Origin of the sequence: Frigoribacterium sp. VKM Ac-2530, from assembly GCF_015350835.1 — a bacterium.
Taxonomy (GTDB): domain Bacteria; phylum Actinomycetota; class Actinomycetes; order Actinomycetales; family Microbacteriaceae; genus Frigoribacterium.
The window spans coordinates 685442-707356 of sequence record NZ_JADKSE010000002.1 but is presented as its reverse complement, the minus strand read 5'-3'; the positions used below and the strand labels follow the sequence as shown (position 1 = coordinate 707356).

Annotated in this window: 23 protein-coding genes; 10 read left to right on the top strand and 13 right to left on the bottom strand. The window is 75.0% G+C overall.

The window, feature by feature from the left end; all coding sequences use genetic code 11:
* Positions 1-56 precede the first annotated feature (56 nt).
* A complete protein-coding gene (locus ITJ48_RS12250; RefSeq protein ID WP_194613879.1) occupies positions 57-2129 on the top strand; it encodes a hypothetical protein in 2073 nt (690 codons plus the stop codon).
* 233 nt (positions 2130-2362) lie between these two features.
* Here the strand turns inward: ITJ48_RS12250 and ITJ48_RS12245 are convergent, their stop codons facing one another.
* Positions 2363-3040 (bottom strand): NADPH-dependent F420 reductase, encoded by a 678-nt coding sequence (locus ITJ48_RS12245; protein ID WP_244644732.1) that lies wholly within the window; start codon positions 3038-3040, stop codon positions 2363-2365.
* Between the two features lie 117 nt (positions 3041-3157).
* Here ITJ48_RS12245 and ITJ48_RS12240 point away from each other — a divergent pair, with 117 nt between their 5' ends.
* Positions 3158-3895 (top strand): HAD family hydrolase, encoded by a 738-nt coding sequence (locus ITJ48_RS12240; protein WP_194613878.1) that lies wholly within the window; start codon positions 3158-3160, stop codon positions 3893-3895.
* A gap of 112 nt (positions 3896-4007) precedes the next feature.
* Here the strand turns inward: ITJ48_RS12240 and ITJ48_RS12235 are convergent, their stop codons facing one another.
* From ITJ48_RS12235 to ITJ48_RS12215, 5 genes are all read right to left on the bottom strand, one after another.
* Positions 4008-4250, bottom strand: a complete 243-nt coding sequence (locus tag ITJ48_RS12235) for a hypothetical protein (protein WP_194613877.1) — start codon at positions 4248-4250, stop codon at positions 4008-4010.
* Between the two features lie 297 nt (positions 4251-4547).
* Entirely contained in the window at positions 4548-4988 is a 441-nt protein-coding gene (locus tag ITJ48_RS12230; RefSeq protein WP_133738304.1) for an OsmC family peroxiredoxin, read from the bottom strand.
* A gap of 82 nt (positions 4989-5070) precedes the next feature.
* On the bottom strand, positions 5071-5517 hold the full coding sequence (locus tag ITJ48_RS12225) for a MarR family winged helix-turn-helix transcriptional regulator (RefSeq protein ID WP_133738305.1): 447 nt from the start codon (positions 5515-5517) through the stop codon (positions 5071-5073).
* Between the two features lie 117 nt (positions 5518-5634).
* Positions 5635-6324: a hypothetical protein gene (locus ITJ48_RS12220; RefSeq protein ID WP_194613876.1), complete on the bottom strand. Its 690-nt coding sequence runs from the start codon at positions 6322-6324 to the stop codon at positions 5635-5637.
* The gene (locus tag ITJ48_RS12215) at positions 6321-7496 is read right to left on the bottom strand and encodes a hypothetical protein (protein ID WP_194613875.1); all 1176 of its coding nucleotides are present in this window, start codon (positions 7494-7496) and stop codon (positions 6321-6323) included. Before ITJ48_RS12215 ends, ITJ48_RS12220 begins: the two co-directional genes overlap by 4 nt.
* Before the next feature lie 149 nt (positions 7497-7645).
* Between ITJ48_RS12215 and ITJ48_RS12210 the strand changes: the two genes are divergently transcribed.
* Both ITJ48_RS12210 and ITJ48_RS12205 read left to right on the top strand, forming a co-directional pair.
* Positions 7646-7879 (top strand): hypothetical protein, encoded by a 234-nt coding sequence (locus tag ITJ48_RS12210; RefSeq protein WP_192041470.1) that lies wholly within the window; start codon positions 7646-7648, stop codon positions 7877-7879.
* Positions 7880-7931: 52 nt separating this feature from the next.
* Positions 7932-8507 (top strand): GIY-YIG nuclease family protein, encoded by a 576-nt coding sequence (locus ITJ48_RS12205; protein WP_194613874.1) that lies wholly within the window; start codon positions 7932-7934, stop codon positions 8505-8507.
* A gap of 220 nt (positions 8508-8727) precedes the next feature.
* On the opposite strand, the gene ITJ48_RS12200 is transcribed toward ITJ48_RS12205, so the two are convergent.
* On the bottom strand, positions 8728-9903 hold the full coding sequence (locus ITJ48_RS12200; RefSeq protein ID WP_194613873.1) for a hypothetical protein: 1176 nt from the start codon (positions 9901-9903) through the stop codon (positions 8728-8730).
* A gap of 223 nt (positions 9904-10126) precedes the next feature.
* Between ITJ48_RS12200 and ITJ48_RS12195 the strand changes: the two genes are divergently transcribed.
* Positions 10127-10672: an MOSC domain-containing protein gene (locus ITJ48_RS12195; protein WP_194613872.1), complete on the top strand. Its 546-nt coding sequence runs from the start codon at positions 10127-10129 to the stop codon at positions 10670-10672.
* Between the two features lie 149 nt (positions 10673-10821).
* On the top strand, positions 10822-11841 hold the full coding sequence (gene bla, locus ITJ48_RS12190) for a class A beta-lactamase (protein WP_194613871.1): 1020 nt from the start codon (positions 10822-10824) through the stop codon (positions 11839-11841).
* A 135-nt stretch (positions 11842-11976) separates the two neighbouring features.
* Here the strand turns inward: bla and ITJ48_RS12185 are convergent, their stop codons facing one another.
* Complete coding sequence (locus ITJ48_RS12185) at positions 11977-13350, bottom strand: LysM domain-containing protein (RefSeq protein ID WP_194613870.1); 1374 nt, start codon at positions 13348-13350, stop codon at positions 11977-11979.
* Between the two features lie 165 nt (positions 13351-13515).
* On the opposite strand from ITJ48_RS12185, the gene ITJ48_RS12180 reads away from it, so the two are divergent.
* Complete coding sequence (locus tag ITJ48_RS12180) at positions 13516-14034, top strand: DinB family protein (RefSeq protein ID WP_194613869.1); 519 nt, start codon at positions 13516-13518, stop codon at positions 14032-14034.
* Between the two features lie 141 nt (positions 14035-14175).
* Here the strand turns inward: ITJ48_RS12180 and ITJ48_RS12175 are convergent, their stop codons facing one another.
* The 3 genes from ITJ48_RS12175 to ITJ48_RS16715 are packed head-to-tail and all read right to left on the bottom strand — an operon-like array spanning position 14176 to position 15319.
* Positions 14176-14556, bottom strand: coding sequence for a DUF202 domain-containing protein (locus ITJ48_RS12175; protein ID WP_194613868.1), 381 nt, complete (start codon positions 14554-14556; stop codon positions 14176-14178).
* Positions 14553-14927: a DUF202 domain-containing protein gene (locus ITJ48_RS12170; protein WP_194613867.1), complete on the bottom strand. Its 375-nt coding sequence runs from the start codon at positions 14925-14927 to the stop codon at positions 14553-14555. The genes ITJ48_RS12175 and ITJ48_RS12170 overlap by 4 nt, the downstream gene beginning before the upstream one ends.
* Positions 14924-15319, bottom strand: a complete 396-nt coding sequence (locus ITJ48_RS16715) for a DUF3253 domain-containing protein (RefSeq protein WP_192040828.1) — start codon at positions 15317-15319, stop codon at positions 14924-14926. The genes ITJ48_RS12170 and ITJ48_RS16715 overlap by 4 nt, the downstream gene beginning before the upstream one ends.
* Before the next feature lie 259 nt (positions 15320-15578).
* Here ITJ48_RS16715 and ITJ48_RS12160 point away from each other — a divergent pair, with 259 nt between their 5' ends.
* From ITJ48_RS12160 to ITJ48_RS12150, 3 genes are all read left to right on the top strand, one after another.
* Positions 15579-16127 carry a DUF805 domain-containing protein gene (locus tag ITJ48_RS12160; protein ID WP_194614459.1) on the top strand — a complete coding sequence of 183 codons (549 nt, stop codon included), beginning with the start codon at positions 15579-15581 and terminating at the stop codon, positions 16125-16127.
* Between the two features lie 176 nt (positions 16128-16303).
* Complete coding sequence (locus ITJ48_RS12155) at positions 16304-17653, top strand: MFS transporter (RefSeq protein WP_194613866.1); 1350 nt, start codon at positions 16304-16306, stop codon at positions 17651-17653.
* A gap of 539 nt (positions 17654-18192) precedes the next feature.
* Positions 18193-18810 (top strand): hypothetical protein, encoded by a 618-nt coding sequence (locus tag ITJ48_RS12150; protein WP_194613865.1) that lies wholly within the window; start codon positions 18193-18195, stop codon positions 18808-18810.
* A 57-nt stretch (positions 18811-18867) separates the two neighbouring features.
* Here the strand turns inward: ITJ48_RS12150 and ITJ48_RS12145 are convergent, their stop codons facing one another.
* The gene (locus ITJ48_RS12145) at positions 18868-20139 is read right to left on the bottom strand and encodes an SGNH/GDSL hydrolase family protein (protein ID WP_194613864.1); all 1272 of its coding nucleotides are present in this window, start codon (positions 20137-20139) and stop codon (positions 18868-18870) included.
* On the bottom strand, positions 20136-21830 hold the full coding sequence (locus tag ITJ48_RS12140; RefSeq protein WP_194613863.1) for an ABC-F family ATP-binding cassette domain-containing protein: 1695 nt from the start codon (positions 21828-21830) through the stop codon (positions 20136-20138). The genes ITJ48_RS12145 and ITJ48_RS12140 overlap by 4 nt, the downstream gene beginning before the upstream one ends.
* Positions 21831-21915: the final 85 nt, after the last annotated feature.

The following is a 21915-nucleotide window of genomic DNA, read 5'->3' as shown; positions in this document are numbered from 1 at the left end:
ACATCCCGGGGCGACTCGACGACCATGCACGACGAGACAGAAGGAGGCGGTCGACGATGACCGCACGCACCTCACGATGGGCCGGGCTCGCCCTGGCCGCCACGACCGCGATCGCGCTGGGGGTGACGGGGGCGCTGCCGGCGTCCGCCGCGCCTCCTGCGGCACCGGCTGCGCCGAGCGCCGCCGCGCCGACGGCTGCCGCTGCGCCCGCGCCGCTGACGAACCTCGCGCACCTCGACTTCCTGCTCGACCAGACGACGCCCGCCGCCGAGGAGGGGCACACCTCGTACCGCCTCGACGCCGAGCCGACGCTGACCCTGCCGTGGACCTACGCGGACGCCCGCGACGGCGGCACCTTCGCCCGTGTGGGCGGCGGTCCGCTCGACCCTGCGACCGGGTACTGGGGGCAGGGCGCGTACAACTCCGACGACGTGTCGCGCGCCGCGGTCGTGTACCTGCGCGACTGGCAGCAGACCGGGGCGGAGGCGAGCCGCGACAAGGCGTACGAGCTGCTGCGCGCGACCGCGTACTTCCAGACCACGACGGGTCCGGCCGCCGGCAACGTCGTGCTGTGGATGCAGCCGGACGGAACGTTCAACCGCAGCCCCGTCCCCGTCGAGCTGCCCGACCCCTCCGACAGCGGCAACAGCTACTGGCTCGCCCGCAGCATCTGGGCGTTCGGCGAGGGCTACGCGGCGTTCCGCGACGAGGACCCGGAGTTCGCCGCGTTCCTGCAGCAGCGCCTCCAGCTCGGCGTGACGGCGCTGCAGCGCGACACGCTGTCGCGCTACGGGCAGTACGACGTGGCCGACGGCGCGCAGGTGCCCGCCTGGCTGATCGTCGACGGCGCGGACGCGACGGCCGAGGCCGTGCTCGGCCTCAGCTCGTACGTGGCCGCCGCCCCCGACGACGCGACCGTGCGCACCGCGACGACGCAGCTCGCGGAGGGCGTGGCGCGCATGGCGTCGGGCGACCCGCAGACCTGGCCGTACGGCGCCGTGCTGCCGTGGACGAACTCGCGCTCGATGTGGCACTCGTGGGCGTCGCAGATGCCCGCGGCCCTGGCGCGCGCCTCGACCGTGCTGGGGCGCAGCGACCTGCTGGCTCCCGCGGTCGTCGACACCGCCTCCTTCACGACGACCCTGCTCACTGCCAGCGGGCCGGACAACGCCTGGTACCCGACTCCCGTCGACCAGACGCAGATCGCCTACGGTGCGGACTCGCGCCTGCAGTCCGCGTTGGCCGTGGCCGACGCCTCGGGCGGGGCGGGCTTCCGCCAGGTGGCCGCCGTCGCGGCGAGCTGGTACTTCGGCACGAACCGCTCGGGCAAGCCGGTCTACGACCGGGCGACCGGCGTGACGAACGACGGCGTGCAGGCCGACGGCTCGGTCAACCGCAACAGCGGTGCCGAGAGCACCATCCACGGCCTGCTGTCGATGATCGCGCTCGACGGGGCCCCCGACGTGTCGGCGCTGGCCCAGGCGTCGACCACGGTCGCGTCGCGGGACGGGCTGACGACGATCGAGGCCGAGGCCGCGTCGCCCACGACCGGCACCGTCGTCACCCCCGACTCGGCGTGGACGGGCGAGTCGCAGTACAGCGGCGGCGCGGCGCTCACGCTGCAGCCGGGACAGAGCGCCACGATCGCGGTGCCCGCGGGGTCGGGCCTGCGCCACGTCGAGCCGGTGCTGCTCGGCGCCGAGGGAGTCGTGTCGACCTCGACCTGGAAGGCCGGACGGGTGCCGCTCGGCACCCTGACGACCCGGGTGGGCGCGCAGGGCGTGACCGCCGCCTCCGGGGCGCTGCTGCCGCAGACGCTGCCGATCCCCGTCGGGCCCGGGGCCACCTCCGTGACGGTGACGGCCCGCGGGTCGCAGCCGGTGACGGTGGACGCGCTGATCGTCCGGCCGCTCGTGCAGCGGCTAGCGCTGACCGGGGCCGGCGGACGGGCGACCGAGCTCGTCTCGTCGACCTCGAAGCTGCCGCTGCCGACCACGGTCGGCGCACGCGGCGTGCGGTCGACGGTCGCGAGCTACGACTCGCGCGGGGCGCTCGTGTCGCAGCGGACGGTCTCGGGTCAGTCGGTCGCGCTGGTGCGCGCGGGCGGGTTCGTCGTCGTGACGCGCTAGGCGGTCACAGGCGCGCGGGCGAGGGCGCGCGGGAACGGGTTCGAACGAGCGTGCGGGCCCCGACCATCACCCCGCACGCCTCCTCCGCGAACGAAGAACCCCGTTCCGTTCAGAGAACCGTGTTGCTTCGCGGTTCTCTGAACGGAACGGGGTTCTGAAGCGTGTTCAACGCCCCAGGAGGTGCCGGGACCAGCCCGCGGAGGTGCGGGGCGCCTCCTGCGGGAGAGCTGCGGCTACGCCTCGTCGGCGTGCGGCGCCGGCTCGTTCGTCGCCGTCGCGCGGGTGGCCTTGGCCAGGTTCTCGACGAGCTCCGAGCGGGTCTGCGACACGACGTAGGCGGGCTGATCGCGCTCGACGCGCCAGCTCTCGCTCAGCGGGCCGACGTTGACGGTGTCGAAGCCGACCTCGTCGTAGAGGCGCTGCACGAGCTCGGCGGCCTCCTCGAAGTCGCTCGACGTGGCGAGCGCACGACGGCCCTCGGTGCCGGCGGGCTTGCCGTCGGTGGTGATGTCCTTCGCCATGATGTGGTTGAAGCCCTTGGCGACCTTGCTCTCGGGCAGGTGGCGCTGCAGCATGCCCGACACCGTGTCGAGGCCGTTGTCGAGGGCGGCGATGTGGCCGTCGCGCTCGAAGTAGTAGTTGTTCGTGTCGATGACGACCTTGCCCGCGAGCGGCTCGACCGGCACCTCCTCGTAGTTCTTCAGCGGGACCGTGACGACCACGACCTCGCCTGCCTCGGCCGCCTCCTGCGACGTGGCGGCGCGCGCCTTGTCACCCAGGTCGGCGACGAGGTCGGCCAGGGTCTCGGGTCCGCGCGAGTTGCTGATCACGACGTCGTGTCCCTGGGTGATGAGTGCCCGAGCGACCTGGCTGCCGATGTTGCCTGCTCCGATGATTCCGTACGTAGTCATGTGTCCAGCCAACGCCCGCGCGACGGTCGTGTGTTCCCGCTCCCAGGCAGCTCGGAGGAGGCGCCCAGTCGTCGCGAGGGGCGAACGGTGCAGTCACTGCAGGGACAGGGTGGATGCATGACCGACTCGACCCGCGCCTCCTCGGACTCCAGGACCGACACCTCCGACGCCCCCGCCTCCGACGCCCGCACGACCGCCGTCCTCTTCGACATCGACGGGACCCTGGTCGACTCGAACTACGCGCACGTCGACGCCTGGTCGAAGGCGTTCGCCGACATCGGGCACCCGGTCGACAGCTGGAGGATCCACGAGGCGATCGGCGAGGACTCGACCCTGCTGCTCTCGGGGCTGCTGGGCGACGAGGTCGCGGAGGCGCGGGGCGACGAGGCGAAGGAGCGCCACTCCGCGCACTACCTGCCCCACGGCGACACCGACCTGCACGTCTTCGCGCAGGCGACCGAGCTGCTCGACGAGCTCACGCGACGGGGTCACCGGGTCGTGCTCGCGACCAGCGCCCCCGAGGAGGAGCTCGCCGTGCTCCGCGACCTGCTCGACGTCGAGGGTGCGCTCTGGGCGGTCACCTCGTCGGAGGACGCGGAGACCGCCAAGCCCGACCCGGGCATCGTGCAGGGTGCACTCGACAAGGCAGGGGTCGACGCCGCGCAGGCGGTGATGGTCGGCGACGCCGTCTGGGACGTGGAGGCGGCCGGTCGTGCCGGGGTCACCTGCGTCGGCGTCCGCTCGGGCGGGACGTCGGCGGCGTCGCTGACGGAGGCCGGCGCGGTCGAGGTGTGGGACGACGTGGCGGCGCTGCTCGAGGGGCTCGACGGGAGCGTCGTCGGTCGGCTGCGCTGAGCCACGCTGAGCTTGCGCCGGCCTGCGCTGCGTCTCACCGGGTTTCGTGCACTGCACCGCGTCTAGTCCCGGTGCAGTGCACGAAACCCGGTGCGGTGACGAGGAGCACGCGTCAGCGGCGACCGCGCCGGCCGACGAGGCGGGCCCAGGCGCTGCGGCCCCGGACCGGGCACGGCACGGCGGCCGCCCGCGGCTCTTGTCGGGGCACGAACGTCGAGGACGAGCAGGCCGTGCAGGTGAGCACCCACGGGTGCACGCTCAGCCCGGAGCCGTAGTACGGGTTGTCGACGAGCCGCGCCGGGCCGTGGCAGTCGGGGCAGGTGGGGGTCGCCGTGGGGCGCGTCTCGTCGTGCATCGTCGGGGCCTTCCGTGGAGGATCCGCCCGGTCGTCCGTGCCCGAGCGCTGCTGCGTCGTCTCGGGTTCGGAGTGCCGCCTCCTCGAGACTGGCCCCGGCCTGGCCCCAGATCGGGGCTGCGGCCGCGGGGCTGCGGTCGCGATGCTGCGGCCGCGGTGCTGCCCGGGACGAGGGTGTCCGCGTGGGCTGTTCCGTCTCGTGACGGATCAGCCGCACCAGAGAGCCCCGCCCCTCGCCGCGTCGTGCGCGGACGGCGAGGAGCGGGGCTCGTCGGTGAAGCGGTGCTGCGGTGCTGCCTAGCTCTCGAACGTCGCGTCGAGCGTGATCTCGACGCCGGTCAGCGCCTTGCTCACGGGGCAGGTCTCCTTGGCGTCCTTCGCGGCGGCCTGGAACTGGGCCTCGTCGATGCCGGAGACCTCGCCGCGGACGGTGAGGGCGATGCCGGTGAGCTTGAAGCCGCCGGCCGAGTCCGGGCCGAGCGAGACGTCGGCCTTCACGTCGAGCGCCTCGACGGTGCCGCCGGCCTGGCCGAGGACGGCGCTGAACTGCATGGCGTAGCAGGCGGAGTGGGCGGCCGCGAGGAGCTCCTCGGGGCTGGTCGAGCCGTTGGCGTCGTCGGCGGCGCGCTTCGGGAACGAGACGTCGTACGTGCCGAGCTTCGAGCTCGAGAGCTCGACCTGGCCCTCGCCGGTCTCGAGGCTGCCGTTCCATGCGGTGCGGGAGGTGCGAGTGGGCATCGTGTCCTTCTTTCGTGTGGGGATGGGGGGGTCGGTGGAGTCGTGGGGGCCGGTGCGGCGGCGTGCCGACCCGGCGGCAGGCCTAGGAGGCGGCGCGGACGCTGTCGCCCAGCTCGCCGACCTGGGCCGTGAGGGCCGCGATCGCCGCGGGGTCGAGTCCGGTCGCGGCGCAGATGCTCGCCGGTATGCCGGCCGCCGAGGCCCGGAGCGCCTCGCCGTCGGCGGTGAGCTCGACGCGGACGCTGCGCTCGTCGTCGGGAACCCGGGTGCGGGTGACGAGGCCCTGGCCCTCGAGGCGGCGCAGCAGGGGAGAGAGCGTGCCCGAGTCGAGATGGAGGCGCTCGCCGAGGCCCGAGACGCCGGTCGGCCCCTGCTCCCACAGCACCAGCATCACGAGGTACTGCGGGTAGGTGATGCCGAGCGGCTCGAGCAGTTCGCGGTACCGGGTGGTCAGCGCCCGCGACGCGGCGTAGAGCGCGAAGCAGATCTGCTCGTCGAGCAGGGGGGTGGTCGGGGCGGCCGCGGTCATGTCCACGACAGTAGCACGTTGCGTACAACTCAGTTGCACGCAACTCATTCTCTGGCCCGAGCGCCTCCCACGGCGGCCCGCGTGTGGGCTGCGATCCCGACGAGTTGCCCCGGAGCGTCAGTTCGACGAGGGAGAAGCAGCATCCCGGGGCAACTCGATGCCCGCGAGGTGCGAACGAGATGCGTGCGCCTCGGCGAGGTCGAGGGCGACGGCGGCGCGGCCCAGCCCCTCGAGGCTGGTGGCCGCGGTGAACGGCAGGCTGAGGACCGAGAGCAGGGCGCCGGCGAAGCCGAATCCGGGGAACCCCTCCGTGATAGCGACGACCACCACGCCGACGATGCCGACCGTGAACGCGGCCGCGCCACCGAGGGTCATCGTGAGCACGCCGACGAGGCCGAGCCGCTGCTTGCGGGCCGAGGCGAGGAGGCGCGGCGCCAGGGTCGCGGACAGCTCCGGCGCGCCCTCGCTCGAGTAGTCGCCCACGAGCCGGTCGTCCCGCCACGACACCGGTGCCAGCGACCGACGATCGCGCCGCAGCCAGACTCCGACGGCCACCAGGACGACGAAGGCGACGGACATCGAGGCGAAGGCGAGTGCGGCGACCGCACGGACCGCGCCCGGCCCGTCGAAGGCGTCGACGCCCGAGAGGAAACGGTCGATGCCCAGTGCGGCCGCGGAGCCGACGACGACGGCCGCCACGGCGAGCACGAGACGGCGACGCGGCGTGACGAGCTGCGCGGCCCCGGCCCGCCACTCGTGCCAGCCGCGGCGGCGGAGGTCGCGCCGGCTGGGGAACGGCACGGTCACGAGGGCTCGCCGGCGGGCGCGGGAGCCGGGCCCGCCGTGCCCGTAGACGCCGCCGTCTCGGCCGCGCTCGGCGGCAGCAGGTGGGCCCGTGCCGCGGCGTAGCGCCGAGCACGCGAGGCCCGCGTCAGGAAGAAGGGCGCGAAGCCGAGCAGCATGGCGGCCATCACGACCATCAGGACGCGGGAGAAGATCCAGCCGTCCTCGCCGAGCGCCTGCGGCAGCTGGTTGCAGATCAGGCCGGCGAACAGCGTCGCGCTCTGGGCGTACTGCACCGGGAGCGACACCGCGCTCACGGAGGCCCACCGGGCGGCGGCCCGCTCGTCGTCGGGGCCCAGTTCGAGCGGGCGGCGGGACAGGACGGCCTTGCCGATCCTCCTGGCCCTGTCGTGGTCGCGGCCGATCACCGCCCCCGCCTGCTTCATCAGCCGGAACGAGACGACGGTGCACGCGACGGAGGCAGCGAGGAACCCCAGCCCGGCGGCGACGAAGAGGAGGTCCGCGCCTGAGTCGTCGTCGTCGAGGGGAACGAACGAGAGGCCGACGGCGGCCGGGAGGAACGTGAGGACGAACGCGAGCGTCACCGTGCGCACCCCGCGGCGCACCTCCCCCCGGGGGACCTGTCGCCACTCGACCGGCTCCGCACCCTGCCGGACGTGCTCGCCGACCGCCGGGCCCGCGACGAGGGCGACCACCGTGAGCGCGGCGCCGAGGGCGACGAAGGAGGCGGGGAGCCAGGCGGGCGGGTCGCTCAGCCACGCGGACAGCAGCACCAGGGCCGCTCCTCCCGCCTGGACGCCGAGCATCCACCCGAGCAGGCGCCGGGCGCGCTGCTGCTCCCGGTGGGTGGTGGGCACGTCCCACGCCGCGAGGACGGCGCCGAGGACGATCGGGGCGATCGTCAGGAGGGCCAGGCCGAAGGCCCCGAGCAGGAGAGCGGTCACGCCGCCGCCGTCCACGAGCAGGACGAGGACGACCGTGCCCCCGATCTGTGCCGCCGCCACGACGACGACCGCTGCGGCGAACGCGAGGGCACCCACGAGGTCGCGACGGCCGGTGCGTCGCTGCTGCGTCGGCGTCGCCCCGCCGGTGGCGGTGGCGGTGGCGGCGGTGGGCACGGCGGGCGCTGGTGCGGCGGGCGGCGGGGACGCGGGGCGGTGGTCGTCGTCGGTCACGCTCCCAGTGTGGCCGCCCCGCTTTCGGGGGGCACGGCGATCGCCGGGTGGGAGCCTGCCCGGACGGGTGGACCGAGGGCGATCGGACGAGGCGCCTGCCCGGGGATGCGGCGGGGCCACGGGGGCGGCGCCCGCGTAGCCTCGACCACATGAGCAGCGACGCGACCGAGCACGACGGCACGACCGGCGACCACGACGACCCCACCGGCATGACCGCCGACGAGAAGCGGCACGACCAGCTGACGCGCGCGCCGAAGTCGGACGAGACCGACGCCGCCCCGCGCATCACCACCGAGGAGCGACCGGACGGCGTCACCCGCATCGACGTCGCCGACACCGCGAAGGTCCGTCCCGGCGGGGGAGAGGCGCACACGCGCGACTGACCCGCTGCGGACGAGCTGCTCCGATGTCGGGGGCGGCGCCTACGGTGACGACGTGACCGGGTCCTCGAGCGCCGACCGCGCCTCCTCCGTCTGCTGCGTCGACGGCTGCGGTCGTCCGGTCGAGCCCGGCGCCCCGGCCCCGCTCTGCGCCTGGCACCTCGACGCCGCCGCCGACTGGTCGGAGCGCGAGCACGGCCTCACCGACCTGCTGCCCTCGCCGTGCGTCGCGTGCGGGTCCCGGCTCGGCGTCCACTGGCCGTCGGGCTGGCTCTGCGCGGTCTGCGAGTGGCGGCACGGCGACTCGCCGGACGGCGAGCTCGCACCTCCGCGGGTCGACGTCGTCTACTACCTGCGCTTCGACGACCGGATCAAGATCGGCACCTCGTCCGACCCTCGCCGCCGGGTCGCCCGCATCTGGCACGACGACCTGCTCGCCTTCGAGCGCGGCGACCGGCTCGTCGAGCACCGCCGGCACGTGCAGTTCGCCGAGCACCGCCTCGCGCGCACCGAGTGGTTCACGGCCGCGCCCGAGCTGCTCGCGCACGCGGCGGCGCTCCGGGCCGGCTCGGACGACCCGTGGAGCACCTATGCGCGCTGGCGCAGCGAGGCACTCGCCCTGCGCTCGTGATCGCCGGGCGATCGAGGTGACGCGTCGCGGGGGTGCCGCGGCCGCCGACGCCCCCGACGCGTCACCTCGATGGGTCGACCCGCTCGGGTGGGCGCGATCGGGTGGGCCCGCGTGGGTCAACGCAGCCAGGGAGGGGTGCCGCGGCCGGTGACGCCCCCGACGCGTCACCTCGATCGGGTCGACCCGCTCGGGCGGGCTCGATCGGGTGGGCCCGCGCGGGTCAGCGCAGCCAGGCGTCGACGTAGAGGTCGCCGCGCACCTCGCGGAACACGTCGAGCAGCTGCGGCACCGTGCTGCGCGTCAGCCCCGAGACGACGAGGTCGTGCGGGCCGAGCGCCTCGAGACCGCCGGTCCGGACCCGGACGACCTCCCACCCTGCGGAGCGGAGCGCGCGGTCCTTGCGGCGGTCCGCCTCCTCGCGGTGGCCGACGTGCTCGAGCCCGTGCCTGCCCGTCGAGTCGTACTCGACCGCGACGCGGAGCTCGGGCAGCAGCACGTCGGGCCACGCCTCGAGGTGCTCGAAGAACGGCCGCGCGAGGCGGACCGCGTTGACCCCCGCGGTGAACGCGATCGCGGCGGCGAGGTCGGCCCGCAGCTGTTCCTCGACCGCGGACGCAGGAGGCGGTGCGCACGCACTCGAGAACGCCTCGCCGACGGGCAGGTCGGGGGTGCGGTCGCAGAGCTGGTCGCGCCTCCTCGGGACGCTCGGTGCGGGGGACGGGCGCGGCGGCCCCGACGGCAGGCCCGTCGCCCATGTCCGGCCGCCTCGGGGCGCCTGCCCTCGCTGCGTCTCGTGCCCCGCGGGGGCTGCGCGGCCCGCCGGGGACGTCCGTCCTGCCTCCCCTGCGGAGGGCAGCTGACCGACCTCGGCCGACCGGCCCGTCCGCGGCGTCCGAGGGGGAGCCGGCCGGGACGCCCCGATTCGCCGGAGCAGGGCGGCCCGCTCGCCGCCGTCGACGACTGGGCCCGGACCCGGTCCCGGTCCCCGACCCGGCGGCGGATCCGTGGTCGCGGCGACCGGTGCCGCCGTCTCGGGGGCGTCGCGCGGGCGTTTCGGTGCCGGGTCCATCGGCACGGCCGGCAGGCGGCGGGGCGACGCGAGATCGGCGCAGGTCGGGCACCACGACGACCGCCGTCGCTCACGCCCGGGCCGGTGGCGTTGCTCGTCGGGCGTCGCGACGAACTGGTGGCCCACGTCGCAGAGCCAGGTCAGCCAGACGTCGGCCGCGGGAGGCACCTGGCTGAGCAGCAGCCCCCGGTTGTGCTCGGGCCGGTACTGCCGCACGAGCACGGGGTAGCGCGCCCACGCGTCGCGGTAGGCGCCGGGGGCGTACGGCACCTCGGCGGCGCGGGACCGCTGGCGGCGGGCCCACCAGCTCTCGATCGGTTCGGGCACGTCGCGACGCTACGACCCGCCACCGACACCGACACTGCCGACCCGCGCACGACCCTGCGCGACCCGCGCCGGTGACGAACCGCGTTCCGAACCATGAACCGCGAAACTTCGCGGTTCATGGTTCGGAACGCGGTTCGAGGTGACGAGGCACACGGCGGGGAAGACCCGAGCCCCGAGGAGGGACCCCCTCGACCCGGCGCCCGTCGCGGCGGATGATGGGGACATGACCGCCGCCTCCGTCGTCTCCGTCAGCCGCGACCCCGAGCACCGCTTCTCGAAGGAGGTGGTCGACGACATCGTCCTGATCGCCGGGCTCGGCGTCGAGGGCGACGCCCACGCCGGCACCACCGTGCAGCACCGCTCGCGGGTCGCCCGCGACCCCTCCCAGCCGAACCTGCGCCAGGTGCACCTCGTGCACGCCGAGCTGTTCGACGAGGTGGAGGCCTCCGGCTTCGAGGTCGCCCCCGGCGAGCTGGGCGAGAACGTCACGACGTGCGGGGTCGACCTGCTCGGGCTGCCCCGCGGGACCGTGCTGCGGCTCGGGCCGGACGCGGTCGTCGAGGTCACCGGGCTGCGCAACCCGTGCGTCCAGATCGACGGGCTCGAGGCCGGCCTGATGCGCGAGCTGGTGACCCGCGACGACGAGGGCCAGGTCGTGCGCAAGGCGGGAGTCATGGCCGTGGTGCTCGTCGGCGGACGGGTCGCCCCCGGCGACAGGGTCGGCGTCGAGCTGCCCGAGGGAGAGCACGGGGCGCTGCAGCCCGTCTGAGGTCGGAGGGCGGGTCATCCTCGGGGACGAACTGCGCGCCTCCTCGTGTCGTCCGCCCCCGGCGAGGCCGCGACGGCGGCCATGCTGTCGGGGACGTCCCCGCCCGGTCGTGACCGCGGCCCCGGCGAGGGGACGCCAGGAGGAGCTCCATGAGGACCAGGTCGCACACCAGCACCAGCACCAGCACCAGCACCAGCGCCGCCGCTCGCCGCGCCACGCGCACCACCGGCACCACGGCGGCGCTCGCGACGGCCGCGCTCGTCGCCGTCGTCGTCAGCGGCTGCAGCACGACCCCGTCGGGTGCCGCCGGGACTGCCAGCCCGTCGTCGAGCGCTGCCGCCACGCCGTCCGCGACGCCGACGGTCGACGTCTCCGCCGACGTGGCCGACGACCTCGCCGCGCTCGAGGCCGAGTTCGACGCCCGCGTCGGCGTCAGCGTCGTCGACACGGAGACCGGGGCGACGGCCTCGCACCGCGCCGACGAGCGCTTCGGCTACGCCTCGTCGATCAAGGCGCTCGCGGCGGCCCAGCTGCTGCACGACGTGCCCGCCGAGCAGCGCGGGGAGGTCGTCACCTGGACCGCGGCCGACGTCGAGGCCGCCGGCTACTCGCCGGTGACGAGCGAGCACGTCGCCGACGGGCTGACCCTCGCGCAGCTCGCGGAGGCGGCCGTGCGGAAGAGCGACAACACGGCCCTCGACATCGTGCTGGACCGCGTCGGGGGGCCGGCCGGGCTCGACCAGGGGCTCGAGGACATCGGCGACACGACCACCGAGGTCGTGAACCGGGAGCCCGACCTCAACACGATCGAGCCCGGCAGCACCGACGACACGAGCACTCCCGCGGCCTTCACGGCCGACCTCGGGGCGCTGCTCGACGGCCGCTGGCTCGACGACCCCGACCGCGCGCTGCTGCTCGACTGGATGAGCGGCAACGCGACCGGTGACACCCTGATCCGTGCCGGGGCCCCGGACGGCTGGGTCGTGGCCGACAAGTCAGGAGGCGCGGGCGGCATCCGCAACGACGTCGCCGTCGTCACCCCTCCCGGCCGGGCACCGGTCGTGGTCGCCGTGTTCACGACGCGGAACGACCCCGACGCCCGCTACGACGACGCCCTCGTCGCCCGCGCGGCCGCGATCGTGCTCGGGGCCCTGCCTACGCCCTCCTGACCAGGCCGGGCCCCGTCTGGCCTCGGCCCGACCCGGAGCTCGAGTGGTCAGTTCCGGTCGCTTGATGGCTCCGGGACGACAGGAACTGACCGCTCGCCGGCTGCCGGCTGCCGGCTGTCGACGCTCGCCGAACCCTCAGAGGCTGTCCGGGTCGAGCAGGAGCTCCGTGCCGTCGAACAGGCGCTGCTCGTCGTCGATCACCTCGAGGCCCTGGTTCAGGTAGATCAGGGCCGAGACCGTGATGCCGAAGCGGGCCGCGACGGCGTCGGCGGTGTCGCCGGTGGAGACCTGGTAGCGCTTGGGCGCTCCCGCGGCGGTGGTCGCCGTCACGACGCCGTTGGCGAAGTTCGCGACGCCGCCGTCGACCGGGACGATGTTGGTCGTCTTCGCGGGCACCGACCACCTGACCGGGGCGACCGCGAGGACCTTGCCCCGGCTGATCTCGACGGGCACGTCGGGTGCTGCCTCGGCCGTGGACACGACGAGGGTGCCGAGGTACGACGGCTGTCCGATCGGCAGGGGCGCGGAGCCCGACGTCGGTGCCGAGGTGGGCCCGCCGAGCACGGCCACGCCGTCGCCGGGGGAGGTCAGGCCGTCGAAGACCGCGGGCGCGATCTCGAAGTACGACAGCTGCACCGTGACCGGCAGGGTCGAGGTGTAGTCCGACCACTCGGTCGAGAAGGTGCCGTCGCCCACGGCGACGACCCGGTAGTGGAACGCGATGCTGCCCTTGGGCGACCGCACGTCGGCCTCGGCCACCACCGTGCCCGCGGCGACGGGAGTGACGTAGGGCGCCTCCTCGGCGGCCTCCGCGGGGGGAGGGGTCGCGGCACGCGGGGACGGCGAGGCGGACGCCGTCGGCGTCTCGCTCGGCGTCGGGGTGCTCGACGGACGTGCGCTGGTCGTGATCGGGGAGGCCGGCTCCGACGTCGCGGCGGGGGCGCCGGACGCGAGCGGGCCGCCGCTCGAGAACGCGAGGACCGTGCCGAGCACCACGGCGACCACGGCCGCTCCGCCGACCACGGCCAAGATCGCCGCCGGGCGCATGCGTCGCCGCCCGGGCTCGTCGTCCTCGGAGTCCGTGTCGGCGCTCGCGGCAGCGCCCGTGGCGCCCGCAGCCCCGGCTGCTCCGGCGGCACCTGCCGCACCGGCGCGCCCCGAGGAGGCGGCGGCCGACCCGGCCGTGCCCTCGGACGTCGTGGGGCGGTGCGTCCACGGCACGAGTCGCGGGCCCGCGCCCGTCGCGGTGGCCGACTCGTCGGCGGACGTGTGCGCCGCGGGCTGCACGTCGGTGGGCTGCGTCGTCGCGCGCGTCGGCGTGTCGTCGGCGCCGGGTCGCTCGTCTCCTCCGCCGTGCTCGTCAGCGCCAGGGCGCCCAGCGGTGCCGGTGCGCTCGTCGACATCGGCCTGCTCGGCCGCCGCGTCGTCGCCGTGCGGCTCGGGCCCGCGTGCTGTGTCACCACGCTCGACGTCGTCGTCGTGCGGCCCTGGTGTGTGATCGTCCGTCATGTTCCCCCCTGCCGTGATCCTAGGACAGGCTGCCGACACGGTCGAGCCGGGCCCGTTCGACGTCCCGCCGCGCGCCGTCCCCTCCGGCTCCTCGTGGCGGTCGCTCGACGCAGGTCGGCAGGATCTCCCTCGCGCGCCTCCTCGGCCCCTGGCTACGGTCGGGTCATGCCGATCGTCCCCGACACGAAGAACTGGACCTGGGTGCTCGACGAGCCCTGCCCCGAGTGCGGCTACGACGCCGCCGACGTCGCGCTGGGCGACGTGCCCGGCCTGGTGCGGGCGAACGCCGCCGCGTGGCCCGCCGAGCTCGGCCGCGCCGACGCGCGCGAGCGACCGGACGACGCGACCTGGTCGCCGCTCGAGTACGGTGCCCACGTGCGCGACGTGTTCCGCGTCTTCGACGGCCGCCTCCTGCGGATGCTCGACGAGGACGCCCCCGCCTTCGATAACTGGGACCAGGACTCCACGGCGCTCGCCGACGACTACGCCGGGCAGGACCCTGCCGTCGTCGCCGACCAGCTGCTCGCCGCGGCCGAGGTCGTCGCCCGCCGCTTCGAGGAGGTGCCCGCCGACCAGGTGCACCGCACGGGACTGCGCAGCGACGGTGCCGCCTTCACGGTGGAGACGCTCGGCCTCTACTTCGTGCACGACCCGGTGCACCACCTGCACGACGTGCGCCGCTGACGGCCCACGCGGGTCCTGGGGCTCCGTCAGCGCCGACGATCGGGTCGCCGAGTCGACCCGAGTCGCCCGAGTTGCCCTGAACGGTCGCTAGGGCTGACGTGGAACAGCCGTCCGGGGCAACTCGACCGCCGTTGCGTGCGGTCAGCGGACCCCGAGCGCCACGACGAGGGCGCCGAGGCCGGCCGCGAGGGCGAGGGCCGCGGTCGCCGCGGGCAGCGCGCCCCCGGTGGTGGGCACCCGCGACGGCGAGCTCGTCGAGCCGCCGTCGGCGCGGGTGTGGCCGGCGTCACGGGCGGCCAGCAGGAGGCGGTGCACCCGCCGGTACCGCCGGTGCGCCGCCGCGAGGACGGCGAGCGAGGCGACGACCCCGAGCCCGGCCAGCACGAACGCGGCAGGTCCGAGCAGGGGCGGCAGCACGCGCAGCCCGATCAGCGACCCGACGGTCAGCGCCAGGCCGGTGCGGCGCCAGGCGAGCGCGGTGCGCTCCGGCTGCAGGCCCGGGTCCCACGGGCCGTCGCTCACGCAAGCACGACCCCGAGCAGCACGAGCACTCCGGCGACCGTGACGGCGACGCCGAGCGGCAGCGCCAGCGGCGCGGACGGCAGCGGGCGGTCGGCCCGCAGGGCGCGCTCGGTGCGGGCCCAGCCGACCCAGGCCTGCACGGGGGCCGCGATCCCGGCCACGATCAGCACGAGCGACGCCGCGAGCCTCAGCCCGGGCTGCAGCCCGAGCCCCAGCGCCTCGAGGGCGACGCCGCCCGCCACCAGCGCGAGCGAGGTCCGCACCCAGGCGAGGAACGTGCGCTCGTTGGCGAGGCTGAACCGGACGTCGGGCTCCTGCCCCGTGCCGTAGACGCGACGGGGGAACCGGCGGTCGCGGTCCTCGGTGGTCACCGGCCGCCTCCTGCGCGCCGCCGACGGATGCGGATGGGGCCCTTGGCGGTCGACGGGTCGACCACGGAGCCGCCCTGGGTGATGTCGACCTCGCCGGCCGCGACGAGCCGTCGGGCGGCCCGTCGGACGGGCTCCATGAGGTCGCGCCAGGCAGCCTCGTCGTCGGGGGCGATCGAGCGAGCGACGTCGGACGGGCAGATCGTCGACGTCGCGGCACGGGCGGCGAGGAGCTCGCGGATCCGCTCCTCGAGCTGGCGGTCGAGCGCGGTCACCTTGCGGCGACGGCACGCGTCGCTGCAGTACGCGACCTCGTCCCAGTTCGCAGCCCACTTCTTGCGCCACTCGATGCGTCGGCCGCACGAGCGGCAGGTCTTCTCGTCGGGCGTGCTCACGCCTCCATGCTGCGCCTCGCGGCTGACGCGTGGCTGACGAAGCGACGTGAGGACGATGAACCGACGCGATCTTCCGCGGAGGTTCGTCGCTCCCGCGTCGCTTCCGCCTCGCTTCCGCCTCGCTTCTGCGTCGCGACCCGTCGGCCGACCTGCCCTCGACAGAGCGGTCTGCTCTCGGTAGCGTCGAGGGGCGACGGCGCCGACCGGGCCGCCGCACGACCACGATGGCGACGGCCGTCCGCACCGAGGAGGCGCGCGCATCCGACTGCCCGACTCGCTGACCGTCGACGGCCCCGTCTCAGTCTCGCGGCCCTGGATCGCCTGGGCCCGGGCCGTCACCCGCCTCACCACCACGGGGCGGGCCAGCCGCTCGGAGTTCTGGTGGACGTGGCTGCTCCAGACCGCCGTCGGGGCGGTGCTGCTCCTGCTGGTGCCGTTCCTGCAGGGCCGCACCCGCGACCTGCGGCTGCCCACCGGCCCCTTCGGCGCCGGCCCGCTCGGCACGCAGCCGCTCTTCTCCTGGACCGACACCTCCGGCGACCCGGCGGGCGGCGCCTCCGTCGTGATCTGGACGGTCTGGTCGCTGCTCACCCTCGCGCCGATGGTCGCCCTCGCGATCAGACGACTGCACGACGCGGACATCTCGGGCTGGTGGGCGCTCGTCGCCGTGGTCGTGCCGATGCTGTCGTTCCTGATGCTCGTGCTGCTGGCACGGGGGTCGAGGGTGGCGGGCGTCCGCTTCCACCGCCTGCCCGCCGACGGGCCGGGCGGCAGAGGGGCCCTGGCGCCCCCGGAGGGCAGCCGGTAAGATCGGCCACGGTCGCGCGGCACGCGCGGCCCCGGGCGTGCACGACAGCGCGCAGTCGGGATCACCATCCTCCCCGCCGAGCCGGCCCCGCAGCATGCTGAACCGCAGCAGAGCTGCCGGAGCCACGGCACCCCGGGTCGAGGGAACGGCGCCCGCCGACTGACCGAGACCCTCCCATGACACCTGCTGCCCAGGATCGTCCCTCGACGACCTCCACCTCTTCTCCGTCCTCGACCGGCGCCGCGACCCGCGCCTCCTCGACGGGTCGACCTGTCACCCCCGCGAAGTTCCCCCTCGCCGGGCTGCTCGCGCTCGCCGTCGCCACGTTCCTCAGCATCTCCGGCGAGATGCTGCCCACGGGCCTGCTGCCCGAGATGAGCGGCGAGCTCGGCGTCAGCGAGTCGAGCATCGGCCTGCTCGTCAGCGTCTTCGCGTTCACCGTGGTGCTCACCAGCACCGGGCTCACGCACCTGACCCGCAAGCTGCCCCGCCACCTCATCGTCGTCGGCCTGATCACCGTGCTCGCGATCAGCGCCGCGCTCACGGCGATCGCGCCGACCTACGAGCTCGTCGTCGCGTCGCGGGTGCTCGGCGGGCTCGCGCACGGCATGTTCTGGGCGATCGGCGGCGCGTACGCGGCGCACCTCGTCCCGCGGGAGCAGGTCGGGCGCGCGCTCGCCGTCGCGATGAGCGGCGGCACGCTGGCCTTCGTGCTCGGCGTCCCCCTCGGCACGGCGCTCGGCCAGGCCCTCGGCTGGCGTGCCGCCTTCGGCATCCTCGCCGGTGCCATGGCGCTGGGCGCGGTGCTCGTGTGGCGGCTCCTGCCGCCGGTGCCGTCGACGCACACGCCGCGGCCCGCAGGCGACTCCGAGGAGGCGCTGGCCGCGTCGACCGCGACGGGCAGCGTCCCGACGCTCACCGGCTCGACGCCGACCGCCTCGCGGCACCTGCCGCCGCCGTCGGTCATGGGCATCGTCTTCAGCTGCCTGATCACGGCCGTGTTCATGGTCGGCCACTACTCGTTCTTCACCTACATCGCGCCGTACCTGCTGCGCTCGACGGGCATCGCGGAGTCGAGCCTCAGCGTCGCGCTCTTCGCGTTCGGCATCGCCGGCGGCGTCGGCCTGCTGATGGTCGGCTGGTTCCTCGGCAAGCGGCCGCGGGTCAGCATCCCCGTGGGGGTGGGCATCGTGGTGGTGTCCGTGCTGGCGCTGGTGCTGCTCGAGGGGCAGCCGGGCCCCTCCTTGGTCGCCTTCGTGATCTGGGGCGTGACCTTCGGGGCCCTGCCCCCGCTGTTCCAGACGAAGATGCTGCAGGTCAGCCCCGAGGGGCACCGCGACATCGCCAGCGCGTTCTACACCACCGCGTTCAACACCGGCATCGGCGGAGGTGCGCTGATCGGTGCCCTCGTGCTCGACGGGTCGGGGCTCGACACCCTGCCGTTGCTCTACGTCGGCATCGCCGCCGTGGTGCTCGTGGCCGTCGTCGTCACCGACCGCGTGCTGGTCGCCCGCGCGCGCCGCTAGCTCCGCCGGGGCAGCGAGCCCGCGGCTGGCTGCCTCCCGCAGGTGGCCCCGCGCACGAAGAACCCCGTTCCGTTCAGGGAACCGCGAAGCAACGCGGTTCTCTGAACGGAACGGGGTTCGTCGTCAGCCGGGGCCGGAGGGCCGAGGCAGACCGTGCCAGGCGCGCCTAGCGGCGGCGACCGGAGCCGGAACCGGCCTGGCCGTTCCCGCCGCCCTTCCGGTTCTGGAACTTGCGGATGATGATGGGGATGAGCAGGGGCGCGAGCCTGCGGAGCAGCGAGGCCATGGGTGACTCCGTATCGTCGGTGGACGCTCGACGGTACCCGCTGGTCGCCGCGACGGCTCACGAGCAGGCGCACGCACCTCCCGTCCTGCGCCCAGCGGCCAGGCCAGCCGAGGCCACCAGGGCCGCGGGAGCGGCCGGGCCGGCCACGCGGAGGCGCGCCCCCGTCGCCGGGACCGCCGTCGGTGGCCCTCGATAAGGTGGCACGGCCCGTCGGCGCAGGGAGCCGGCGGCGAGTCCCCAGGGGGAGACACCCATGACACCGACCATCTCGACGACCCGCTCGCGCAGGGCCGTGGCGACCGCCGCCTCCGGGGCGCTGGCGCTGGCGCTCCTCCTCACCGGCTGCACGAGCGGCGGCGACTCCGACGACGAGGCCAGCCAGAGCGCGACCGGCGGCTCGGCGGCTGCCGCCGACGGCGGGCCCGGCACGATGGTCGCCTTCGGGTCGTGCGAGGCCGTGGGCGAGGCCCTGGGCTCTGCGATCGAGGGTCTCGAGCTGCGTGAGGAGAGCACGGCGACCGACGAGGGCTTCCAGTGCTCATGGGCCTCGTCGACCGAGGACACCACCGACGCGAGCGCCGTGCAGGCGGTCATCGCGGTCGCCCAGGTGCAGGAGTTCGACGCCGACACCATCGCCGAGCAGGCCGACACCGTGGCCGCGACCGAGGGCGTCACCGCCGTCGACGACAGCCGCGCCGCGGACCTCGACGGGCGCGCGTTCACGCAGACCGGCGAGAGCACGGGCATCCTCGTGAACGGGGGCACGGTCATCACGACCCACGGCCTGTTCAACGTCACGGCGACCGCGACCAGCGAGACCTCGCTCGACGCCGACCAGGCCCTCGACGCGGCGTTCTCGCTGATCAACTGACAGCGGCATCGACAGCCGGCAGCGGCAGCCCGGAGCCGCACCACGCGGCCAGGCAGGTCAGCGCGCGAGCACGCCCGTCATGAACGCGGCGATCGCGCGCTGACCGGCGTCGTTCGGGTGCAGCCCGTCCGACGAGAGCAGGCTGCGCAGGTCGGTCGTGCCCGAGCTCGCGAGCGCGTCGCCGAGCGACACCGACACGACGCCGGTCTCGTCGACGACCTCGTCGAGCGCGGCGGCGTAGTCGGCGATCGGCGCCTTCCCGGTGTCGGCCAGGCCGGCCGCCACGGGGAACTCGTCGACGACGACCACCGTGGGAGGCGCGTCCAGCGCCTGCAGCCCCTCGACGACGTCCCGGTAGCCGTCCGCGAACTCCTCGGGGCTGCTGCCCCGCAGGTCGTTGGCGCCGAGCGTGATCGTGACGACGTCGGGCTCGGCCGCGGCCACCGCCTCGAGCCAGCCCGCGAGGTCGTCGGTGAAGGTGCCGGTCGTGGCGCCCGACCGCGCGGAGTCGTACAGGGTCACGCCGCGCTCCCGGTCGCCGTCGAAGGCGGCCAGGCCGTGCAGCACGACGGGCTCGTCCGAGCGGTCGTCGGCCGCCACGGTCACCGTGACGGTGTGCGGCCCCGAGTCCAGGCCCCCGACGGGCGTCACCGACGACGACGCGGCCGAGTCGCCGGTGTCGACCCGGCCCTGCTGGGTGCCGTCGACGTCCCACGTGAACGAGCCGCCGCCTCCTGCCCACCAGAGGTCCACGTCGGTGCCCGTCACCGGCCAGCTCACCCGCGCTCCGGGCTCGAGCTCGAGGCTGCGGAAGCCCAGGGCAGGCGAGGTGCCGTCGAGGTCGACGCCGCCCTGCCGGTCGGTCGCCCAGTCGCCCCAGGGGGAGTCGGGCCCGTACGTCGCGAACACCGCCGGTCGGTAGCCGACGCCGCCCGGGACGCCGTCGACGGGGTGCGCGGCGCGCAGTGCGTCGCGGGTGAGGTCGACCCAGCGGGAGCCGACCGAGGAGGCGCCCTGCCCCTCGGTGATCGAGTCGCCGACCGCGAGCCACCGGGCGGGCGACCCGTCTACGTCGGCGAGGGCCGCGTCCCAGGCGGCCCAGGCGTCGTCGGAGCCGGTGCTCGGGCCGGTGCCCGCGTCGGGTGCAGTCGAGGCGCTGCCCGTCGCGCCCGACGTCGCGTCGTCGTCCGCCCCGCCGCCGCCGGTGCACCCGGTCAGCAGCAGGGCCGCGGTGAGCAGCCCCGCGACGGGCAGGGCGGCGCGTCGTGTCGACGAGCGCGGCGAGCGGGTCGTCGAGGGCGAGCGGGACATCGAGGAGGCGCGGGTCACGACTCCGTCACCCGGCCGCCCTCGACGCGCCACTGCCGGTCGAGCCGCACGGTCTGCAGCATCCGCCGGTCGTGGGTCACGAGCAGCAGCGTGCCCTCGTACGACTCGAGCGCCTGCTCGAGCTGCTCGATCGCGGCGAGGTCGAGGTGGTTCGTCGGCTCGTCGAGCACGAGCACGTTCACGCCGCGCGCCTGCAGCAGGGCGAGTCCGGCGCGGGTCCGCTCGCCGGGCGAGAGCTCGTCGACGGGGCGCGAGACGTGGTCGGCCTTAAGCCCGAACTTGGCGAGCAGGGTTCGCACCTCGGCCTGGGGCCAGTCGGGCACGAGCGCCTCGAAGGCCTCGGCCAGGGGCTCGTCGCCGGCGAGGAGCGCACGCGCCTGGTCGATCTCGCCGACGGCGATGCTGGCTCCGCGGCTGGCGCCTCCTTCGCTCGGGGCCTGGCGCCCCAGGAGCCCGCGCAGCAGCGTCGACTTGCCGGCCCCGTTGGGCCCGGTGATGCCGATGCGGTCGCCGCCGTCGACCTGCAGCGAGACGGGACCGAGCACGAACTCGTCGCCCGGCTCGCCCTGGCGGAAAACCGCGCCGCTGAGCGTCGCGACGACGGCGCTCGACCGCGGTGCCGAGCCTATGGTGAACTCGAGCTGCCATTCCTTGCGGGGCTCGTCGACCTCCTCCATGCGCGCGATGCGGCTCTCCATCTGCCGGACCTTCTGGCCCTGCTTCTCGCTCGACTCGGCGGACGCCTTGCGGCGGATCTTGTCGTTGTCGGGGGCCTTCTTCATCGCGTTGCGGACGCCCTGGCTCGACCACTCGCGCTGCGTGCGGGCACGGCCGACGAGGTCGGCCTTCTTGTCCGCGAACTCGTCGTAGGCCTCGCGGGCGTGACGTCGGGCGGTCTCCCTCTCCTCGAGGTAGGAGTCGTAGCCGCCGCCGAACACCCGGTTCGCCGACTGGGCGAGGTCGAGCTCGAGCACCTTCGTGACGCAGCGCGCGAGGAACTCGCGGTCGTGGCTCACGAGCACGACGCCGCCGCGCTGGCCCTGCACGAAGCGCTCGAGCCGTTCGAGGCCGTCGAGGTCGAGGTCGTTCGTGGGCTCGTCGAGCAGCGCGACGTCGAAGCGGCTGAGCAGCAGGGCGGCGAGGCCGACCCGGGCCGCCTGGCCGCCGCTGAGCGAGGTCATCGGGCTGTCGGGGCCCACGGCGCCCTCGGCGGCGGCTTCAGCGCCGAGGCCCAGCTCGGCGAGCACCTGGGGGAGGCGGTCGTCCAGGTCGGCCGCGCCGCTCGCGAGCCAACGCTCGAGCGCCGTCGAGTACACGTCGGCCGGGTCGAGTCCGTCGGCGCGCGGGGCGGCGTCGACGTCGCCGAGGGCGGAGGCGGCCTCGTCCATCTCGGCGGCGGCCTGCGTGCAGCCGGTGCGGCGGCCGATGTACCCGGCGACGGTCTCGCCGGGCACGCGCTCGTGCTCCTGCGGCAGCCAGCCGACGAACGCGTCACCCGGGCTCAGCACGACGGAGCCGCCCTGCGGCTCGTCGACCCCGGCGAGGAGGCGCAGCAGCGTGGACTTGCCGGCCCCGTTCACGCCCACCACGCCCACGACGTCGCCGGGCGCGACCGTGAGGTCGAGGTGGTCGAAGAGGGTGCGGTGCCCGTGGCCGCCGGCCAGGTCCTTCGCCACGAGTGATGCGCTCATCGGACCATCTTCCCAGGCGACCGTCGCCCCCGTGCTCGGGAGGCCCGCCTCCCTCATTCAGGAAGTCCCGTCCTGATCCGCGCAC

Coding starts and splice junctions, on each gene's coding strand:
- ITJ48_RS12230 (WP_133738304.1), bottom strand. CDS start 4,988: ATGCCCACTCGCACCTCCCGCACCGCATGGAACGGCAGCCTCGAGACC.
- bla (WP_194613871.1), top strand. CDS start 10,822: ATGAGGACCAGGTCGCACACCAGCACCAGCACCAGCACCAGCACCAGC.
- ITJ48_RS12235 (WP_194613877.1), bottom strand. CDS start 4,250: ATGCACGACGAGACGCGCCCCACGGCGACCCCCACCTGCCCCGACTGC.
- ITJ48_RS12225 (WP_133738305.1), bottom strand. CDS start 5,517: ATGACCGCGGCCGCCCCGACCACCCCCCTGCTCGACGAGCAGATCTGC.
- ITJ48_RS12180 (WP_194613869.1), top strand. CDS start 13,516: ATGCCGATCGTCCCCGACACGAAGAACTGGACCTGGGTGCTCGACGAG.
- ITJ48_RS12140 (WP_194613863.1), bottom strand. CDS start 21,830: ATGAGCGCATCACTCGTGGCGAAGGACCTGGCCGGCGGCCACGGGCAC.
- ITJ48_RS12155 (WP_194613866.1), top strand. CDS start 16,304: ATGACACCTGCTGCCCAGGATCGTCCCTCGACGACCTCCACCTCTTCT.
- ITJ48_RS12245 (WP_244644732.1), bottom strand. CDS start 3,040: ATGACTACGTACGGAATCATCGGAGCAGGCAACATCGGCAGCCAGGTC.
- ITJ48_RS12250 (WP_194613879.1), top strand. CDS start 57: ATGACCGCACGCACCTCACGATGGGCCGGGCTCGCCCTGGCCGCCACG.
- ITJ48_RS12150 (WP_194613865.1), top strand. CDS start 18,193: ATGACACCGACCATCTCGACGACCCGCTCGCGCAGGGCCGTGGCGACC.
- ITJ48_RS12240 (WP_194613878.1), top strand. CDS start 3,158: ATGACCGACTCGACCCGCGCCTCCTCGGACTCCAGGACCGACACCTCC.
- ITJ48_RS12195 (WP_194613872.1), top strand. CDS start 10,127: ATGACCGCCGCCTCCGTCGTCTCCGTCAGCCGCGACCCCGAGCACCGC.
- ITJ48_RS12210 (WP_192041470.1), top strand. CDS start 7,646: ATGAGCAGCGACGCGACCGAGCACGACGGCACGACCGGCGACCACGAC.
- ITJ48_RS12185 (WP_194613870.1), bottom strand. CDS start 13,350: ATGACGGACGATCACACACCAGGGCCGCACGACGACGACGTCGAGCGT.